The organism is Streptomyces sp. NBC_01803 (assembly GCF_035917415.1).
Classification (GTDB): domain Bacteria; phylum Actinomycetota; class Actinomycetes; order Streptomycetales; family Streptomycetaceae; genus Streptomyces.
Genome location: NZ_CP109073.1, coordinates 380,131 through 399,094, shown reverse-complemented (window position 1 = coordinate 399,094; position 18,964 = coordinate 380,131). Strand labels below are relative to the sequence as shown.

Here is an 18,964-nt window from a genome sequence, read left to right as displayed (position 1 = left end):
GGGCGGCCCGCTGCCCGCCCGGCCGCTCGATCAGCCCGCGGATTCCCAGATCCGGCGGGACACCGCCTCCGGGTCGGAGACCACCGAGACCGGCAGGTCCCAGACGCGCGTGAGCGCCTCCCCCGCCCGGTACTCGGGCCAGCCGGGGTCGCCCGTGGTCGCGAACGAGGTCCACGCCCTGCGGATCTCCTTCGACAGGGTCTCCGCCTCGGCGGGGGCCGGGTCACCCAGCAGCAGTTGGCCGAGCGGCCGGCCGGTCAGGTTGCCGAAGACCAGCGGGACGTCCAGGGCGTGGCACACCCGCAGGGCTCCGCCCAGCGCCGGGGTGGCCCAGGTCAGCTCGTAGCACCAGCTCCGCCCCGGGTGGTTCCGCGCGCTCCACAGCGACGGCATCCGGAAGAGACCGTCCGACATGATCAGCACGTACAGGTCCTGGTCGGAGATCCCGGGGCGGGCCGCCCGGTATTCCGCGACGGCCCCGGCGGGCAGGCCCAGCCGTTCCGCGGCCACCACCGGGTCCTGCCGCTCCGGCGCCTCCAGCAGCGCGAACAGCGTGTACTCGTCGCGGTTGAACCCGGCGATCAGGTCCACCTCGGCGCGCAGCCGGCGCCACGGCAGGTCGGGCACCAGATCGTCGCCGCCGACCAGCGGCCCGAAGGGGGTGAGCATCCCGGGGACGCTCTGCACGGCGTGGATCGCCTCCGAGGCGACCTGGCCGAACGCCTCCGCCGTCGCGGGCACGCCGAGCGCCCCCGCTATCCGCTCGGCCGCGCGCCGGGCCCGCTCCTCCGGCTGGAAGCCGCTCGCGACGCTCTGCCCGATCGCCCGCCGGAACAGCCCCCGCCCGGCCTCGGCGGCGGTCAGGGCGGCGATGGAGGCGGCGCCGGCGGACTCGCCGAAGAGCGTCACCGTGTCGGGGTCGCCGCCGAACGCCGCGATGTTCTCCCGCACCCAGCGCAGCGCGGCGAGCTGGTCGAGGAGGGCGCGGTTGCGCGGCGCGTCCGGCAGCCAGCCGAAGCCCTCGAAGCCGACGCGGTAGTTGAGGGTGACCACGACCACGCCGCCCCGGGCGAGGTTCGCCCCGTCGTAGTCGGAGGCCCGGGAGGTGCCCAGGATGTAGGCCCCGCCGTAGATCCAGACCATCACTGGCAGCCCGCGCCCGCCGGGGTCGGGGGTCCACACATTGACGCTCAGGCAGTCAGCCGAATCGCCCGGGCTCCACGCGGAGTCGCTGTCCGGGAAGAGGGAGACCTGTGGGGGATCGCTGCTGAAGCGGTGCGCCTCCCTGACTCCGTCCCACCGCTCGGGCTCGCCGGGTGCCGCGAAACGGGCCGGACCGTCCAGCGGCGCCGCGTACGGGATGCCCTTGAACGAACTGACGCCGTTCTCGTTCCGGCCACGCACCGCACCGTGCGTCGTCTGCGCTATGGGGAGTTCCACGGACGCATGCCTACCACAACGAAGTGCCGCCGCGGACCGCCCCGGTGGCGACGGATCCGTCACACGGAAGGGGCGGCGGCGCGGTGACGCTCCCTTCGCGGCGGTCGCCGCGGGAGGCACGGCCGGTGGTGGTGGCCGACGGGTCAAACAAGCGGGTACCGGGCATTGCTTTTTCCTTACCAAGGAGTAAGCCTACTGGGCAGTCGGGTAGAGCCGGATGGCCAGCAAAGGGGCTGACATGTACGCGCGGGTACTCAAGGACATGAAACGGGCAAAGCGGCGCGCGGATCTGTCCGTCCGGGTCAGACCCGAGCTGATCAGCGAGAACGGTGTGGTGCGCGAGGTGCGTGTCCCGCCGCTGGTCACTCCGCCGGCTTCGGGGAGCATCGGGGACATCCCGTTCACCAACGCGGCGGAGGCGCCCGGTTCGGTGGTCATCCGGCGCAAGGTCGGCGACCGCTATGTCCCGGTGACGGCCTCGGCGTTCGCGCGGGAGGTCACGGACGCGGCCAAGGGGCTGATCGCGGCGGGTCTGGTGCCCGGCGGGCGGGTGGCCGTGATGGCGCGCACCTGTTACGAGTGGGCGGTGCTGGACTTCGCGATCTGGGCCGCCGGTGGCGAGACCGTGCCGATCTACGCGACGTCCTCCGCCGAGCAGATCGAGTGGATCCTGCGGGACTCCGGCACGGCGTTCATCGTCGTGGAGACCGCCGACCACGCCGCCACCGCCGACGCCGGGATCTCCGCCCTGCCGGCCGACTTGCCCCGCCCCCGGCTCTGGCAGATCGACGACGGGGCACTGGCCCAGCTCACCGCGCTCGGCCGGGACGTGGCCGACGCGGAGGTGACCGAACGGCGCACCGCGCTCCGGCCGGACACCATCGCCACCCTCGTCTACACCTCGGGCACCACCGGCCGCCCCAAGGGCTGCGTGCTCACCCACGCCAACCTGCACGCCGAGTCCGCCAACCTGGTCGAGCTGCTGAAGCCCGTCTTCGAAGAGGTCACCCGGCAGACGCCCTCCACGCTGCTGTTCCTGCCGCTGGCCCACATCCTCGGCCGCACCCTCCAGATCGCCTGTCTGTCCGGGCGCATCGAGATCGGCCACTGCCCGAGCATCAAGCCGGACGACCTGCGGCCCGAACTGGCCATCTTCAAGCCGACCTTCGTCGTCGGTGTGCCGTATCTCTTCGAGAAGATCCACGACACCGGACGGGCCATGGCCGAGAAGATCGGCCGCGGCTCGTCGTTCGAGCGGGCCGACCGGATCGCCGTGAAGTACGGCGAGGCCGCACTGCGCAAGTACCTCGGCACCGGCCCCGGCCCGAGCCGTGGCCTGGCCGCCGCGCGGCTCCTCTACGACCTGCTCGTCTACCGCCGCATCCGTAAGGCGCTCGGCGGCCGGATGAGCTACGCCATCAGCGGCGGCTCCCCGCTGGACACCCGGCTGAACCTGTTCTTCTTCGCCTGCGGCATCGTCATCTACGAGGGCTACGGCCTCACCGAGACCACGGCGGCCGTCACCCTGATCCCGCCGCTCACCCCGCGCCCCGGCACGGTCGGCCAGCCGGTGCCGGGGAACTCGGTGCGGATCGGCGACGACGGCGAGGTGCTGATCAAGGGCGGCACCGTCTTCGGGGGGTACTGGAACAACCCGGCCGCCAGCCACGAGGCCCTGGACCCCGACTCCTGGTTCTCCACCGGCGACCTCGGCGCTCTCGACGCCGACGGCTATCTGAAGATCACCGGCCGGAAGAAGGACATCATCATCACCAACGGGGGCAAGAACGTCTCCCCCGCCGTCCTGGAGGACCGGCTGCGCAGCCGCCCCCCGGTCGGGCAGTGCGTGGTGGTCGGCGACAAGCAGGCGTACATCGGCGCGCTGATCGCGCTGGAGCCGGACGCGCTGCACCACTGGCTGACGGTGCGCAAGCGTCCGCTGGACACGCCGTTCGAGGAGCTGAAGCAGGACAAACAGCTCCTGGCCGACGTGCAGCGGGCGGTGGACTACGCGAACGAGGCCGTCTCGCGCGCCGAGTCCATCCGCAAGTTCATCCTGGTGGAGGGCGACTTCACGGAGGAGAACGGGCTGCTGACCCCGTCGCTGAAGGTCAAGCGCAAGGCGGTGACGGAGGCGTACGCCAAGGACATCGAGGAGCTCTACGGCGGCTGACCCCGGCGCGCTCGCCGTCGGCTCGTGAGGCGTCGCTCAGTTCCGGTTGGCCACCGCGCAGTCGGCGGGCGGGGGAGCGCCCTCGGGCCAGGCGACGCCCTCGAATGCGATCTCGGTGGTGTCGCCCTCGCCGGCCCTCAGTCGGACCACGGCCACCGCCTTGTTGTGGGCGCGGCCGTAGTTGTCGAGGCAGATCCAGCCGGTGACGCCCGCCACCCGGTTGTCCTCGCCGCGGACCTGCGGCCAGCCCTCGCTGATGTCGGACAGCGCGGGGATGGTCACGTCGTCCACGGTGGCGTTGCGGATCCCGGTCACGGCGGTCCGCACCGCGTCGTGCATGATCATGGTCCGGCCGTCCGCGAGGTTCACCCGGCCGGTCAGGCCGGCGTCGTCGATCAGCGTGAGGAAGTCGTCGTACTGCTCCTCGGAGCCGCCCGTGGCCGGCGCGTCGGGGCCCGACCACTCCTCGGGATGGCCGTGGGCGGTGTAGATGACCTCGACGCCGCTGCGCAGGGCGTCGAGGTCCAGCTCGTCGTCGGTGGCCAGGGTGGAGGCGGCGGAGATGGTCATCACGTCGTAGGTCTGGTCCTGACACCCGCGCCGCCCCAGGGCGTTGACGAACAGCCGGAGCTGGACCGGGCGCCCGGCGAAGTAGAGGGTGTCGATGGTCTCGGCGTCGCAGATGTTGTTGACCATCCGGTCGAAGACGTTGGGCAGATTCCCCTCCTGGTTGTAGTCCTCGGGCGAGGTGAACGGCTCCTCGGTGCGCGGGGTGCCCTCCGTCCGCGCGCGGAAGACCTCGCGGAGCGAGGCGACGTAGTTGTCGTCCTCCCGCTGGTCCGCCACCAGCAGGGTGCGTTCGGGATCCACACCGCCGGCGAAGTCGATCAGGGCCTCGGCCTGGTCCCCGCTGTCCGCCACCACCTTCACCAGGCCCGGGAAGGCGTCGGGCTCCTCCGGGCTGTTGCCGATGTCGTCGGCGGTCACCGGCCCGGTCACCACGGGGATGCCGTGCTCGTCGGTGAGCTCGCGCAGCGCCGACTTGTTCTCGGGAATGCTGACGTCGAATCCGGTGACGACCCGCAGGTTGTCCTCGGGGGAGCGGGCCATCTCCGCGAGCTGGTCGACCATCGGCTCCCACCAGACGCTCCGCTCACCGGGGTTGGCGAGGACCAGGCGGATGAGCGGGGGCGCCTCGTTCTCCCGGTGATTGGCGCGGTACTGCGCCAGGTAGGCGCCCTGCACCTGGGTGAGCACATGGTCCTTCTGCACGGGGTCGGGGTCGGTGAACGGCAGCACGAACGCGACCGTCACATACGGCAGGCCCGAGCTCTCGACCTCCGCGTTCTCCATCGCGACGCGGCCGAAGACATCCCGCAGGTACTCCTCGCCGAAGGCATACGAGCCGTCGGTCACGCCGACGCACTCGCCGTCGCGCGACACCACGCCCGGCGCGCAGGAGTCGTCGGGTCCGAAGACCCGGTACCCGAGCCAGCCCGTCGCCCCCAGCACGGCCAGCGCGAGCACCACGGCCAGCACCCGCACCCGCGGCGGCCAGCCCCTCATGACGCCCATGATCCTCATGTGTCGTCCCCTCCCCCCATCGGCACCGGAAGGTCCGGCGCCTGAATGCCCTCGGTCAGCCTCGCGGGCCAGGCGTGCAGCGCCGCCCGCCAGACCTCGTCGTCGTGCAGCATGGAGAGCGTCAGCAGCCCGGTCCGCACCCGCTCCACGTCGTCCTCGTCGGGCACCGCCGTCAGCGGGTCGGCCGCCTGCCACACCCCGCGCACCAGTCGGCTGATCGCCCGGTGCACCACCGGCCCGTCGGCTCCCGCGCAGGCCGGGCAGGGGCCGAGGCCGGGCACCGGCTCCGGGGCGGGTCCCCACGGCGGGTGCGGCGCGGCGCAGACGACGTTCACCGAGGCCAGCCAGGCGCGCGGCCCGATGTCGGCGGCGGCCAGGCGCTGGTGCAGGCAGCGGACGACGATCTCCAGCCGGCCCAGGGCCATGGTGTGGTGCAGATAGCCGAGCCGGTGGCCCACTGTGTCCTCGGGCAGGTGGGACGGGTTGTGGACGGCGCGCAGCAGGCGGTGCGTCTGTCGCCACTCGTCGGGTGAGGAGCGGCGCGTCAGCCGGTGCAGGAGCAGGGCGCGCAGCGCCCGGTCACCGATCAACGGGGTCTCGGTGGCCGACGGACCGGCCGGCTCCGTCGGCCAGGGCCAGGGCGCCTGGTACCAGTGGTCGCCGGCCAGCTCGGCGGTGACCGCCGCGAGCCGCCGGTCGGCGGCCCGCGCGCCCAGCTCCGGGTCCGGGTCCGGGTCCGGGCCCGGGTTCGGCGCGGGGTCCGGGTCGCGGTCGCCCAGCGCCAGCCAGAGGCGGCGCGCGGCCTGCTCGTCGAGCGCGGGCGCGAGCAGCGTCAGGTCTTCCCGTAACCGCTGGTCGGGGAGCAGCAGTTCGGCCAGCCGGTCGGCGACGGACCGGGCACGCTCCGAGGCCGGGATGTCCAGCAGCTCCGGTCCGCGCAGCTCGCCGCCGGCCCGCTTGCGGTCCGCCACCGCGTCCACCATGATCCCGGCGCAGCCCGGCCGGCCGCCGCTGAACCGGGCGATGAGTCGGGAGAGATGCGGCGGATAGCCCGCGTCGCCCGGGGCCCGGCGGGCGCTGAGCATGGCGCGGATGTCGTCGGCGCCCGCCCGCGGTATGCCGAGCCGCAGCAGCGGCCCGTCGGGCTCCGGGGTCTTCCGGCCCACCTGGCGGGTCGTGGGCGGCGCGGTCCCGTCGCCCAGCGAGGTGACGACGACCACGGGCAGGTCGGTCGGCTTGCGCGGGTCGCCCGCGGCGTCCGCCAGCGCCCGGCGGGCGCTCAGCAGCCGCTCCAGGAAACGGGCGCCGACCGGCGTGTGGGCGTTGTCCAGCAGCACCAGCGGGCGTGCCGCGCCGAACGTCCGGCTGAGCGCGCCGTAGTGGTCGGCGATGTCCGCGAGGAACGCCTCGATCAGCAGCTCCTCCACCGCGCGGCGCCCGTCGTCCTGCATCTGGAAGTCACCGACCATGGTGAACAGCCGCTGTTCGGCGCTCCCTTGGTACTGGGTGAGGCGTCCGCGCCACCAGCGCAGCGCGCCCCGGTCCGCCCAGCTCGACAGCAGCGGACCGCGGGCGGTCTGCAGCACCGCGGTGGCCACCGCCTCAAGTCCGGGCAGGCCGGGCAGGCTCGCCAGGTACGGGACGAGGGCGTCCAGCCACTGCCGGACGGTCTCCCGCAGCCGCCGCTCGTTGGGCTGCGGCTGCTTGAGCAGGGCCCGCAGCTCGTTCTGGGCCTGGGCCAGGGCGTCCGGGGTGAGGCCGGAGTCCGGGGGCTGCCACGCGGTGGTCGGCAACAGGCCGCAGGAGAGCCGGGGGAAGAAGAGCCGGCGGCGGAAGGAGCGGGCCGGCAGGCCGAGTTTGTAGGAGAGAAGGTAGAGCAGGTGCGTCACCGGCGAGGCGTTGGCCGACTCCTCCCCGGCGACATCGGCGAGGCCCGGCTCGCCGAACCCGGGCGCCGCCAGGTCGGCGAGCGCCAGCGGGACGCGGTTGCGGTAGCCGGCGGACAGCGCGTCGAGCAGCGCGCTCTTGCCGGCGCCCCGGCCGCCGACGATCTGGACCACCGGGCCGCCGCCGGGGAATTCACGGGCGACCCAGGCGTCGCCGAGTCGCTCCACCCCGACCAGCCGTGGCACCAGGCCGTCCAACAAGGCTTCCTGGCCGTATAGCTGATCCCCCATCAAGTCCCCCCGTTCGCCCCTGCTGCAGAGGATATCGGTGGCGGTTGCCGCGCGTTACCCGGACCTTCACTCCTCGCGCATCTTCGTCGGCGTTCAACGGTTATTGTGCGCGGCGGGCCGGGGTCGCGCGGTTCAGCCGGGGCGGGCACGCGCGGCGCGAGCAGGGCGACGTCGTCCTCGCTGTCGGCGGGCCGGACGCGGCTCAGCGGCGGGTCGCGGAAGGCGTCCGGGGGACGTCGGGCCGCCGCAGCCGGCCAGCCCCCTGGCCGAGGGGGTGCCCGGGGGACTCGACCAGGCCGTCGGTGGAGAGGACCACGGTGGACCGGGGCGGCGGGGGAGACGGCGGCGTCGGCGCGGGTGGTGACGATGCCCGTGCCGAGCGGCAGGCTTTGCCCGGTGTCGAGGAAACGGGACTGCCCGTCGTGGTGGACCACCGGGGGCGTTCACCAGCATCGACAAAGTCACCGCCTACGACCTCGGCTGAGCATCCGGTACCGGCGCCGGACCGTGCCGGGCCGGGGGCTCGGCGCCGGACGTCGCCGGCGCCGAGCGGTCGGGCCCGGTCAGTCCTTGGCGTTGAGGACGGGCAGGTAGCCGTTGGAGTGACCCAGGGAGGTCGGGTGGTAGGACTCCCAGGTCGGGTAGGCGAGGTCGTGGAGCCAGTCGTCTCCGGAGCACAGCTCATGGCTGGAGAAGGTGGCGCGCACGTCGCCGAAGACGAAGCCGTGGGCGGAGGCGCGTGAGGAGGTGACGGAGTTCAGCAGGTCGGCGGCGTCGTTGATGGCCTCGCGCTGGTCCTCGCCGAGTCCGGGGCACCACCAGGACGGCTCGATGTACATGCGCGGGTAGCCCAGGACGACGACGCGCGCGTTGGGCGCCCGGGAGCGGATGGCCCGGTACACCGCGTCGAGCCGGGCCGGGAGCGTGTTGCTGATGTAGTTCCGCGCCGTGGCGACGCGGTTCTGGCAGGCGCTGTCGGAGCCGGTCACACAGGTCGTCATGACGTCGGCGAAACCGGCGTCGTTGCCACCGACGGTGACGCTGACCAGCCCGGTGGACGAGCTCAGCGAGCTGAGCTGATAGTTCGTCACGTCCGTGGTCACGGCGCCGGAACAGGCGGGGAAGGAGAACGAGGAGGGGCTGTTCGCGGCGGCCCACCGCGCGGGGTAGGCGTTGTTGCTGCGGTGGCAGTCGCCGCTGGAGCCGATATAGCTCCCGGCGCCGTTGCCGGCGGAGTACGAGTCTCCCAGGGCCACGTAGGCGGGCCCGGCGGCTTGCGCCGGGCCCGTTCCCATCAGGGCGAGTACGAAGGTGAATATCAGCAGGGAGACGGCTGACAGGGACCGGGTGAGTCTCACGGAACCTCCATGGGCAGGATCGCTGCGGCAACTGTTCTACCGCGTGATCCGGCTCATCAGAAGTGTCCATGTCAAAAATTCTTCCGCTCGCCACGCGCCCGACGACAACGGCCGGGCCTGCCCGGACGCGACGAAGGCCCGGATCCTCATCGGATCCGGGCCTTCTCTCGTAGCGGGGACAGGATTTGAACCTGCGACCTCTGGGTTATGAGCCCAGCGAGCTACCGAGCTGCTCCACCCCGCGTCGACACGCTGAACTGTACGGCATCGCGGCCGCGAATCCCAAACGGCGGGTGACGCGGGCGGGGGAGCCCGGGCTCGTGGCGTCAGTCCTTTGACATCGCCTTCCGGACGGCGTCCCGCGTGCGGTCCACGACCGATGCGAGGGGGCCGAGCGCCATGTTCTTCTTCCCGCTCTCCGCGCCGGGGTGCGGGTGGGTCGGCGCCGTAGCCTCGGCGGCCTTGACCGCCTTGGCCATCTTCGCCAGCCGCTCGGGGTCGGTGTGCGCCCGCAGTTCGCTGAACTCTAGCCGCTCCTCGGCCTCCGCGTGTTCGAGCACCGCGTCCCGCAGCGAGAGGAACAGCGGCATGAAGTCCGGGTCACCGGGGTTCATGTCGTCCAGGCGGCTGAGCACCTCCTTGGCCTTCCGCTCCTCCTCCAAGCGCTGGTCGACCACCTGGTCGCCCCCGGCGAAGGTCTTGCGGGCGGCCGGGTGGACGACCTCCTCCTCGGCGGTCTCGTGAACGGCCAGCAGCCGCCGCAACCGGCCGAACGCCTCCTGGCGCGTGTCGCCGGTCGCCTCCTCCACCAGCGTGAACAGCTCGCGGATCTGCTGGTGTTGCCGCATCAGCAGGGCCACCACGTCGTTGTCCGTGCCCGCGGCGTCACTGTGTGTTTGGGCCATCTGTTCCTCCATTCGGGTCGTCACTGACGGGGACTGACCCAGGTACCCGGATCTGCCGAGAACAGTGCGGCACGATCCCGTTCCGGCGGCCGAGGGAAACGGCGGGCGCGCGCTCCTTCACTCCGATCGGCGTGCGCGGTTACTCCTTCCAGCCTGCTCCGCCGCGCCGGTGAGCACCCGGACGGCCGCTCGGCGGATCCGTCCGGGTAGGTCGCGCGGCCGACGTGACTGTCGGGGAACTCCGTCAGCTCGTGGCGAGCCGCTCGGCGAGGAGGACCGCCGAACGGTGGACGGTCCGGGCGCGCGAGTCGTGGCCGCCCGCGCACCACGACGCGTTTGACGCGTTCCGCGACGGTCGCCGGCGCGGCCGGGTCCGGCACGAAGCGCGTGAACGGCCGGATCCAGGAGGCGCCCAGGTCCATCGGTAGGCCGTCCCGTCCCGTCCCGTGACGTGACGTGTCGGGCCGGGCCGGGCGCGACGACCGGGCGTGGCGGCGAGCTCCGCCGCGCCCGCTCTGGACGCTCACCCGCGGCGCAGGTCGGCGCTGCCGGTCGTCTCGAAGAAACCGGCGTCATTCACGAAGCTGTACCGCAGGGTGTTCTCGTCCACCGGGGTGAGGGTGATGTCCACCTCGTCCACACACTCCGTCTGCCCGAAGGTGAGGTGCTCCAGGACATCGACCCGGTAGTCGGTCGCCTCGCGCAGCGTCCAGGTGCCGCCGCACTCCAGCCGCGTGTAGTCGACGGTGGCGACCTGTTCGCCGACCTCGCCGCCGCTGTACTCGACGATCACGTCGTACGGCGGGGTGCCGTCGCCCTCGTCGACCGTGCCCTCCCAAGTGCCGGTGAAGTCGAACGCCGTCTCCGGCCCGGCGGAGCCGTTGTCCGCGGGCTCCTCGTCGGTGCCGGACTCCTCCGGCGGCGGGGACTGCTCCGCCGTCCGCTCGTCCTCGGGCTCGGTGCCGACATCGGCCGCCTCGTCCTGTCCGTCCCCACCGTCGCCCTCGCCGGCGCCGCCCACGGCGTACACCAGCCCGGCGACGGCCACCACGGCCAGCGCGGCCCCGACCACCACGCCCAGGCCCCGGCGTCGGGACGCGGGTACGGGCGGGGGGAGGGGCGGAGTGGAGATCGTGGTGGACGGATGTGCTCCCGGTGGCGGTGGGGTGAAGCTGGCCGCCGAGGTCATCGTCGGTACGTTATGCGCCGTCGGCACCGGCGGAACGGCGCTCACCGTCGTCGGCGACGGACCCTCCAGGGCCAGCAGCCCGGCCGCCTCCCGGCCGAGCCGCGCCGTCAGGGTCGGCGGCAGCCAGACGCCCTCCGCGCTGTCCGGGTCGTCGTGCCGGGCGGCCTCCGCCGCTATCTCCGCCGGGGAGGGCCGGTCCGCCGGCTCCTTGGCGAGGCAGCGCTCCACCAGCTCCCGCAGCGGCCCGGCGGCGAGCCCGTCCAGCCGCGGCGGCTCCATGACGACGCGGAACATCAGCGCGTGCGCCGCGGAGTCCCCGCCGCCGAACGGCCCGGTCCCTGTCGCGGCGTAGGCCAGCACCGCGCCGAGACCGAAGACGTCGCTCGCCTCGGTGGAGCGTTCGCCCCGCACTTGCTCCGGCGCCATGTACCCGGGTGACCCCACCGAGACGCCCGTCCGGGTCGCCATGCTCGCCTCGGCCGCGCGGGCGATGCCGAAGTCGATGACGCGCGGGCCGTCCAGCGTGAGCAGCACGTTCGACGGCTTGAGGTCACGGTGCGTCACCCCGGCGGCGTGAATGGCCGTCAGCGCCCGGGCCAGCCCCTCCGCCAGCCGCCACACGGAGAACCCGGGCAGGGGGCCGTGCAGTTCGTCCACCACGTGGGTCAGCGAGGGGCCGGGGACGAACCCCGTGGCCAGCCACGGGATCTCCGCCTCGGTGTCGGAGTCCAGCACCGGCGCGGTCCACTCCCCGGCCACCCGCTGCGCCGCCGCCACCTCCTGGCGGAAACGGCGCCGGAACTCGGGCTCGTGCGCGAAGTGCGGATGGATCAGCTTGACGGCCACGGTGCGCCCGTCCGGCGTCCGGGCGAGGAAGACCTGCCCCATGCCGCCGGTGCCCAGCCGGCCCAGCAGCCGGTACGCGCCCAGCGTCTGTGGATCCGTCGGCCCCAGCGGCTTCACCGCCCGGCTCCTGCCCGGCGCGCCCACGTGAGAACCATCGTTCGCAACCCCCTGAAGTGTCCGGTCCGGTCGGCCGGAAGTCATCGTGCCGCACATTCTGGCGTCCCACCGGCCCCCGGACCACCACCGGCCGTCGGTTGTGCCCGAACGCGCACAGGAGACCGCCGCGTCCGTGACCGTCCTGTCGTGGGACGTGGGACGTGGGACGTGGGACGTGCGACCGGGGCGAGGCGGGGGCCGGCGCCCGCGGGGGACAACAGGGGAAGGGCCCTCGGCCCTTCCCCGTTGATGACGTGACCGTCCCGGTGGACTCCGTCAGCCGAGAGTCGCCAGGGCCTCGTTGAAGCTCTTCGACGGACGCATGACGGCCGCCGCCTTGGCGGCGTCGGGCTGGTAGTAGCCGCCGATGTCGGCCGGCGAGCCCTGGACCGCGAGGAGCTCGTCGATGATGGTCCGCTCCTGCTCGGTGAGCGTCCGGGCGAGGTCGGTGAACGCCTCGGCGAGCCGCGCGTCGTCGGTCTGCCCGGCCAGCTCCCGCGCCCAGTAGAGCGCCAGGTAGAAGTGGCTGCCGCGGTTGTCGATGCCACCCAGGCGGCGGCTGGGCGACTTGTCCTCGTTGAGGAAGGTGGCGGTCGCGCGGTCGAGGGTGTCGGCGAGCACCTGGGCGCGCGCGTTGTCCGTCGTCTGGGCGAGGTGCTCGAAGCTGACCGCCAGCGCGAGGAACTCGCCCAGGCTGTCCCAGCGCAGGTAGTTCTCCTTGACGAGCTGCTGGACGTGCTTGGGCGCCGAGCCGCCGGCCCCGGTCTCGAAGAGGCCGCCGCCGTTCATGAGCGGGACGACCGAGAGCATCTTGGCGCTCGTGCCCAGCTCCAGGATCGGGAACAGGTCGGTCAGGTAGTCACGCAGCACGTTTCCGGTGACCGAGATGGTGTTCTCGCCCCGGCGGATCCGCTCCAGGGAGAACGCGGTCGCGTCGACCGGCGCCATGATCTCGATCCGCAGACCGTCGGTGTCGTGCTCCGGCAGGTACTCCCGGACCTTCTCGATCAGCGTCGCGTCGTGCGCGCGGCCCTCGTCGAGCCAGAAGACCGCCGGGTCGCCGGTGGCGCGGGCGCGGGTGACGGCGAGCTTCACCCAGTCCCTGATCGGCGCGTCCTTGGTCTGGCACATGCGGAAGATGTCGCCCGCGCCGACCGCCTGCTCCAGCACCGCGTTCCCGGCATCGTCGACGACCCGCACGGTGCCCGTGGTGGGGATCTCGAAGGTCTTGTCGTGGCTGCCGTACTCCTCGGCCTTCTGCGCCATCAGGCCGACGTTGGGCACCGAGCCCATCGTCGCGGGATCGAAGGCGCCGTTGGCGCGGCAGTCGTCGATGACGACCTGGTAGATGCCCGCGTAGCTGCTGTCGGGGAGGACCGCGAGGGTGTCCGCCTCCTGGCCGTCCGGGCCCCACATGTGGCCGGAGGTGCGGATCATCGCCGGCATGGACGCGTCCACGATCACATCGCTGGGCACGTGCAGGTTGGTGATGCCGCGGTCGGAGTCGACCATCGCCAGGGCGGGGCCCTCGGCCAGCTCGGCTTCGAAGGACGCCTTGATCTCCGCGCCCCCGGGCAGCGCTTCCAGTCCCTGGAGTATGCCGCCGAGCCCGTCGTTCGGCGTCAGGCCCGCCGCGGCGAGCGTCTCGCCGTACGCGGCGAAGGTCTTCGGGAAGAAGACGCGCACCACGTGGCCGAAGATGATCGGGTCGGAGACCTTCATCATCGTGGCCTTCAGGTGCACCGAGAACAGCACGCCCTCGGCCTTGGCACGGGCCACCTGCGCCGCCAGGAACTCGCGCAGCGCCGCGACGCGCATGACGGAGGCGTCGACGACCTCGCCCGCCAGCACCGGCACCGACTCCCGCAGGACGGTGGTGCCGCCGTCGTCGCCCGCCAGCTCGATGCGCAGCGAGCCGGCCTCGGCGATGACCGCGGACTTCTCGGTGGAGCGGAAGTCGTCGGCGGCCATGGTCGCGACGTTGGTCTTCGAGCCGGACGTCCAGGCGCCCATCCGGTGCGGGTGGGCCTTGACGTAGTTCTTCACCGACGCGGGCGCGCGGCGGTCGGAATTACCCTCGCGCAGCACCGGGTTGACGGCGCTGCCCTTGACCTTGTCGTAACGGGCGCGGATCTCCCGCTCCTCGTCGGTCTTCGGGTCGTCCGGGTAGTCCGGCAGCGCGTAACCCTGCTCCCGCAGCTCGGCGATGGCCGCCTTGAGCTGCGGAATCGAGGCCGAGATGTTCGGCAGCTTGATGATGTTCGCCCCGGGCGTCTTGGCCAGCTCACCGAGCTCGGCGAGCGCGTCATCGATGCGCTGGGTCTCCTCAAGACGCTCGGGGAAGCCGGCGATGATCCGGCCCGCCAAGGAGATGTCGCGGCTCTCGACGCTGACACCGGCCGTCGCGGCATACGCCTGGACCACCGGCAGGAACGAGTACGTCGCCAGGGCCGGGGCCTCGTCAGTGTGTGTATAGATGATGGTCGAGTCAGTCACCGATACTCCGCTCCACGTGTTTCGTCTCGATGTCAAGATAACTCGTGATCGACCTTCCCGGACACCGGCCCCCATGTCGAGCCGCCGGGCCGGACGGCGCCAAGGTCATCCCTCCGGGGGCGCGAGGCGGACCCGGCCCCGCGCTTCACGGGCGCCCTCGTCCCCCGCGTTCACCATGGGGAACGAGTCAGTGTGCTGGGTGCGGGAAACCGCCGCGTTCGGTGGCGGCCTCCGAACGCCGTAGTTCGCCGCCGGAGGGTGTCTCGGGTGAGCTCTCCGGTGCGTCAGCCGTCGCGATGGCGAATGAGGAGAACCTGGGGTGTTCCGTCGCGAGAAGCCCGACCGGCCGGAAGGTGAACCCGGCCGGGTCGTCGACATCCGGTCCGCGGTGCGTGGACCGCACCGGCCGGTCCCTTGCGCGGGGCGCGCCCGCCGTGGCGGTTCTGTGCGGATCACCGCCCCGGCACAACCTCCGGCCAACGCCGCGGGTCGTCACCTTCGCACGTCCGACTCTTCATCATCGATTCACCTACGGGGCATCCATGACACTTCGCCGCAGCGCCGCGAGCGCCGCGCTGACCCTGGCCATGGCGTCCGCCGCCGTGCTCATCGCCTCCCCGGCCCACGCAACGGACATCCAGCCGGGCACCGGCGCGCAGGAGTGCGCCGACCTGACGCGCGACGAGGCGCTCACCGTGGAACTGATCGGCGTCCCCGATCCCATGGTCGCGGGCGAGTGGGCCGAGTCCACCTACCGCGTCACCAACACCTATGACCACCCGGTCGACACCCTCTACACCTTCGTCGAGGTCGGCGCCTACGACTCCTCATCGGGCGCGGACATCGCGAGTGAGAACCAGTGGTACGTCGACGGTGCCTGGGTCCCCATCGAGCCCGGACAGGTCGACACGGGCGTCTACTTCGGCGAGACCGGCCCCCTGCTGCCGGGCGAACACGCCGAGGCCCGGATCAGGACACGGCTCCAGGCGGACCCCCCGGAGGGCACCATCGGCTCCGCCGCGTTCTCGGCGACCTGGCCCGCCGGGTACGGCGTCTGCTACAGCTCGGCCAGTGACCTGGAGTTCGGCGTCACCACCGCCGAGCCGGCCCCCGGCAACGAGCCCGAGCCGGCCACCGGCGGCGCGACCACCCCCGGGGACGGCGAGCCGACACCGGTGACGCCCGTGGCCGCCCCGGAGCCCGAACTCGCCGCCACCGGCTCGTCCACCGGTCTCGCGCCGCTCGCCGCGGCCGGCGCCGTCGCCCTGGCACTCGGCGCGGGCATGGTCCGCACGGTGCGCCGACGCGCGACGAGGTGAGCGTCGCCCCGGGCCGGCGCGGTCGGCGGCCCGTCAGCGCAGTCACAGCCGTACGGCCCGGGGCAGTTGGTCCACCACGTCGCCCTGGCACTCGGCGCGGGCATGGTCCGCACGGTGCGCCGACGCGCGACGAGGTGAGCGTCGCCCCGGGCCGGCGCGGTCGGCGGCCCGTCAGCGCAGCCACAGCCGTACGGCCCGGGGCAGTTGGTCCACCACCAGCCAGGCCGCGCGGATCCGCCTGCTCGCCGCGTCCGGCCCCTGCGACGCCCGCCTGGACCGGGCGGACATCGGCCGACCTGGGCGTCCGGAAGGGGCAGGGCCCAGGATCTGAGGGAGCGTTTCGGCCACGGCGGCCCGCGGCCCGCGGCCCGCGGCACGCGGCGACGCCGTCCTCCGGTGGTGCGAGCGGCACGGCTGACGGACGGCCGCTGGGGCTCACTCCGGACCGCCGCAGTGGCCTCACCGTTCGGCGACGGTCTTCTCGATCAGGTCGGCCGCCCGCCCGACGGCGTCCTCGCCGCGCAAGAGCGCGGCCAGCCGCCGCGCGCGGCGGCGGACGTCCGGGGCGAGCACCGCCGCCGCCGCGCGCGTCAGCGCGCGCTCGCTCAGGTCGGTGAACAGCAGCGTGCGGCCCACCCCGAGCCGTTCCAACTGGCGTCCCCAGAACGGCTGGTCGAACGCGACCGAGCAGACGACCGTCGGCAGGCCCGCCCCGATCGACGCGGCCGTCGTCCCCGCGCCACCGTGGTGCACGGCGAACCGGCAGCGGGGCAGGACGGCGTCGTGGTTGAAGCCGCCGACCACACGGACCCGCGCCGGGTCCACGCCCCCGGCACCGATGTCGAACGCGCTCCACCCGGCGCCGACCAGGGCACGCACCCCGAGCGTGCGGCTGACCTTCTCGATCACCGCGAGCGTGCCGGGAACATCCCGCACGGGCATGCTGCCGAAGCCGAAGAACGCGGGTGGCTCCCCCGCCGCGAGCCACTCCGCCAGCGCGGGGTCCACGGCGTCCTCACCGAGAAGACGCCGCTGCTCCCGCGACAGCCCGAGGAAGCCGACGAGCGGGCGGTGCGGGTCCCAGTCGGCGAGCTCGGGGACGATGTGGCGGCTGTACGCCTGGAGTTCCGCCGCGCCGGAACGCGCCAGCCGGACGGGGGTGGGGTCTTCGGCCGGGGGCAGGCCGAGCTTCGCGCGGAACCGGTTGACGTAGCCGCCGGTCATCCGCCACTCGGCGTGGTACGCGAGGGTGTGCGTCAGGCGGTTGACGAAACGCGGGTAGCGGTGCTGCGGGACGAACACCGAGGGGAACGCGCCGTTCTGGCGCCTCGGCGCGTGGTGCAGACACACCAGCGGAATGCCCCGCGCCTCGGCGATGCACGCCGTCTCGTCCTCGGTGATCAGCCCCGTCACCATCACATCGGCGTCGCGCGCCATCTCGGTCAGCACCGCCTGCGGCCCGTCGGCGACCTTGAGCTTGTAAGCGAGCAGGCCCTTGACGTACTTGCCGCTCTGGCCGTCCGCCAGCAGCCGCCGGCCCTCCTCGGACTCCAGGAAGTCCTTCGCCCTGACCCCGATGGAGACGGTCGTCAGACCCAGTCGCGCCCCGAAGTCCAGGAGGTCCGCGGGCAGCGCCACCGAGACCTCGTGCCCACGCCTCGCGAGTTCGGCCGCGAGGACCACGGTGGGCTGGACATCGCCCCTGCTTCCCAAGCCGGTCATGGCTATGTGCACGGTCCCGGACCTCTCCCCGGCCGAAGGTGCGGAAAGCCACCACGATAGGAGCCTCCCGGGACCCGACCACGCCCGGTCGTCTTCTTTGTGCGCACCCGGCCAAGCGAGCCCGGGCGTTGCTCATCGGCCGCACAGGAAACCGGCGACCCTCACGGCCTCACGGCTTCGGGGCACGGGCCTCGATGATCCGGACGCGGTCGGCGCCGGGACCGTCGACGCCGGGCAGGATGTCGCGGAACTCGGCGGGCCGGTGGAGCGTCGCCGTGGCGAAGCCCGCCCCCCGCAGCGCCGCCTCGGCGTCGGTGGCGGCGGTGTACGGGAAGTGCAGGCGCCCGCGGACCACGGTGGAGATCACCCGCTTCGTGGCGGACTCCAGCGGCCCGCTGTTCTCCTGCCCCAGATGCAGGTCCGACAGATAGACACCGTGCGGGAAGCGGCCCGTGAGCTGAGCGATCCGCGTCCACAGCGTGGTGAGGGCGGCGGGCTCCAGATAGCTCAGCAGCCCCTCGGTGATCACCGCCAGACCCCGCTCCGGGTCGAGCCGCCCGGACAGCTCCGCCAGGCTCAGCGGCCCGCTCTCCTCCAGCACGTCCACCGCCTCCACGAGGTGCCGGCCGGCCGACGGGCCCATCCGGGCCAGGGTCCGGCGCTTGCGCTCGGCCATGCCCGGCAGATCGGCCTCGACGTAGGTGATCCGGTCCCCGAAACGGGTGGCGAACGACCGCCCGCGCGGCGACATGCCGGCCGCGAGCTCCAGCACCTGCCCGACCCGGCCGGAGGTGATCTCCTCGGTCAGCAGATGGTCCATCACCCGGTGCCGGGCCAGCAGCAGCCCTTCGAGCGTGGGACCTCCGAAGGCTCTGCTGGCCGCCATCAGCGGCCTCAGCCCATACCACGCCAGGCGGCCCTGCGAGGTGGCGAACTCGCGAGCCCCGACGCCGTGGCGCGCCCACACGTACCCCGTGTAGTGGGCCGTGGGGCTGATCCTGGCGGAATCGCTCGATGAGGGTGTCATAACGGCGTCCTAGGGTCGCGGCGGGCGCCGGACCGGGGGACGCGGGCGCGGAGGCGCCGAGGGACTCGCCGGCAACAGGCGCCCGCCGGGGGAGGGTGGCGGAGCTGCCGCGGTGTGGTGCTTCGCGTCCGGCAATCCTACGCGGGCGTGCCGGCCACTCCTCACCTTCTCTCACATCGCTTCACCGGGCCTGGCGTCCGGCCACGTGAGGGCAACTGTTCGCTCACCTCGGGAGTCACATCGGGAGTGGATGCCGTGCCCTCGGCATCGCATCACGACCTAGGGGCCATGAAGATTGTCTTTCTGCTCAACAACGCCTATGGCATAGGCGGCGCCATCCGCTCCGTGGCGACGCTTTCCGACGCCCTTGCCGCCCGCCGGGAGGTCTGACCGCGTGGCGGCGGGGGCCGCTTCGCGTCCGTCCGCACGAAGGACGGCGGACGTTTCCGGGGTCTCACGACCGCGTGGCTCCTGGCCACTCTCACGGCGGACGCCCCGGCGCGAGGCGACTTCGGCGCCGGGTGCCCTCTCGGACGACACCCCGAGTACGTCGATGTCCGCCGCACACAGGC

Annotated in this window: 11 protein-coding genes and 1 tRNA gene; 2 read left to right on the top strand and 10 right to left on the bottom strand. The window is 72.8% G+C overall.

Translation table 11 applies throughout. The annotated features are described in order from the left end of the window. Positions 1-30: 30 nt before the first annotated feature. Positions 31-1,440, bottom strand: coding sequence for a carboxylesterase/lipase family protein (locus tag OIE51_RS01800; RefSeq protein WP_326594957.1), 1,410 nt, complete (start codon positions 1,438-1,440; stop codon positions 31-33). Positions 1,441-1,678: 238 nt separating this feature from the next. Here OIE51_RS01800 and OIE51_RS01795 point away from each other — a divergent pair, with 238 nt between their 5' ends. Next, a complete protein-coding gene (locus tag OIE51_RS01795) occupies positions 1,679-3,613 on the top strand; it encodes an AMP-dependent synthetase/ligase (RefSeq protein ID WP_326594956.1) in 1,935 nt (644 codons plus the stop codon). Between the two features lie 36 nt (positions 3,614-3,649). On the opposite strand, the gene OIE51_RS01790 is transcribed toward OIE51_RS01795, so the two are convergent. The 7 genes from OIE51_RS01790 to OIE51_RS01760 all read right to left on the bottom strand — a co-directional run bounded on the left by OIE51_RS01790 (position 3,650) and on the right by OIE51_RS01760 (position 14,324). Continuing rightward, on the bottom strand, positions 3,650-5,197 hold the full coding sequence (locus OIE51_RS01790; RefSeq protein WP_326594955.1) for a hypothetical protein: 1,548 nt from the start codon (positions 5,195-5,197) through the stop codon (positions 3,650-3,652). Further along, on the bottom strand, positions 5,194-7,374 hold the full coding sequence (locus OIE51_RS01785) for a hypothetical protein (RefSeq protein WP_326594953.1): 2,181 nt from the start codon (positions 7,372-7,374) through the stop codon (positions 5,194-5,196). Before OIE51_RS01785 ends, OIE51_RS01790 begins: the two co-directional genes overlap by 4 nt. A 563-nt stretch (positions 7,375-7,937) precedes the next feature. Further along, entirely contained in the window at positions 7,938-8,732 is a 795-nt protein-coding gene (locus tag OIE51_RS01780; protein WP_326594951.1) for an SGNH/GDSL hydrolase family protein, read from the bottom strand. Positions 8,733-8,902: 170 nt separating this feature from the next. After that, positions 8,903-8,976, bottom strand: a tRNA-Met gene (locus tag OIE51_RS01775). An 82-nt stretch (positions 8,977-9,058) separates the two neighbouring features. Continuing rightward, positions 9,059-9,637, bottom strand: coding sequence for a hemerythrin domain-containing protein (locus OIE51_RS01770; RefSeq protein WP_326594949.1), 579 nt, complete (start codon positions 9,635-9,637; stop codon positions 9,059-9,061). Positions 9,638-10,160: 523 nt separating this feature from the next. Further along, positions 10,161-11,789: a serine/threonine-protein kinase gene (locus OIE51_RS01765; protein WP_326594947.1), complete on the bottom strand. Its 1,629-nt coding sequence runs from the start codon at positions 11,787-11,789 to the stop codon at positions 10,161-10,163. A 315-nt stretch (positions 11,790-12,104) separates the two neighbouring features. Beyond that, positions 12,105-14,324, bottom strand: coding sequence for an NADP-dependent isocitrate dehydrogenase (locus OIE51_RS01760; RefSeq protein ID WP_326594946.1), 2,220 nt, complete (start codon positions 14,322-14,324; stop codon positions 12,105-12,107). 542 nt (positions 14,325-14,866) lie between these two features. Between OIE51_RS01760 and OIE51_RS01755 the strand changes: the two genes are divergently transcribed. Beyond that, positions 14,867-15,643: a hypothetical protein gene (locus OIE51_RS01755; RefSeq protein ID WP_326594944.1), complete on the top strand. Its 777-nt coding sequence runs from the start codon at positions 14,867-14,869 to the stop codon at positions 15,641-15,643. Between the two features lie 459 nt (positions 15,644-16,102). Here the strand turns inward: OIE51_RS01755 and OIE51_RS01750 are convergent, their stop codons facing one another. Further along, positions 16,103-17,365: a glycosyltransferase gene (locus tag OIE51_RS01750; RefSeq protein ID WP_326594943.1), complete on the bottom strand. Its 1,263-nt coding sequence runs from the start codon at positions 17,363-17,365 to the stop codon at positions 16,103-16,105. A gap of 169 nt (positions 17,366-17,534) precedes the next feature. Then, positions 17,535-18,392, bottom strand: coding sequence for a class I SAM-dependent methyltransferase (locus OIE51_RS01745; RefSeq protein WP_326594941.1), 858 nt, complete (start codon positions 18,390-18,392; stop codon positions 17,535-17,537). Positions 18,393-18,964: the final 572 nt, after the last annotated feature.

What these genes read in the sequence shown, in the direction of transcription:
- OIE51_RS01755 (WP_326594944.1), top strand. Translation starts at nt 14,867, where the DNA reads ATGACACTTCGCCGCAGCGCCGCGAGCGCCGCGCTGACCCTGGCCATG.
- OIE51_RS01790 (WP_326594955.1), bottom strand. Translation starts at nt 5,197, where the DNA reads ATGAGGATCATGGGCGTCATGAGGGGCTGGCCGCCGCGGGTGCGGGTG.
- OIE51_RS01770 (WP_326594949.1), bottom strand. Translation starts at nt 9,637, where the DNA reads ATGGCCCAAACACACAGTGACGCCGCGGGCACGGACAACGACGTGGTG.
- OIE51_RS01795 (WP_326594956.1), top strand. Translation starts at nt 1,679, where the DNA reads ATGTACGCGCGGGTACTCAAGGACATGAAACGGGCAAAGCGGCGCGCG.
- OIE51_RS01785 (WP_326594953.1), bottom strand. Translation starts at nt 7,374, where the DNA reads ATGGGGGATCAGCTATACGGCCAGGAAGCCTTGTTGGACGGCCTGGTG.
- OIE51_RS01745 (WP_326594941.1), bottom strand. Translation starts at nt 18,392, where the DNA reads ATGACACCCTCATCGAGCGATTCCGCCAGGATCAGCCCCACGGCCCAC.
- OIE51_RS01750 (WP_326594943.1), bottom strand. Translation starts at nt 17,365, where the DNA reads ATGACCGGCTTGGGAAGCAGGGGCGATGTCCAGCCCACCGTGGTCCTC.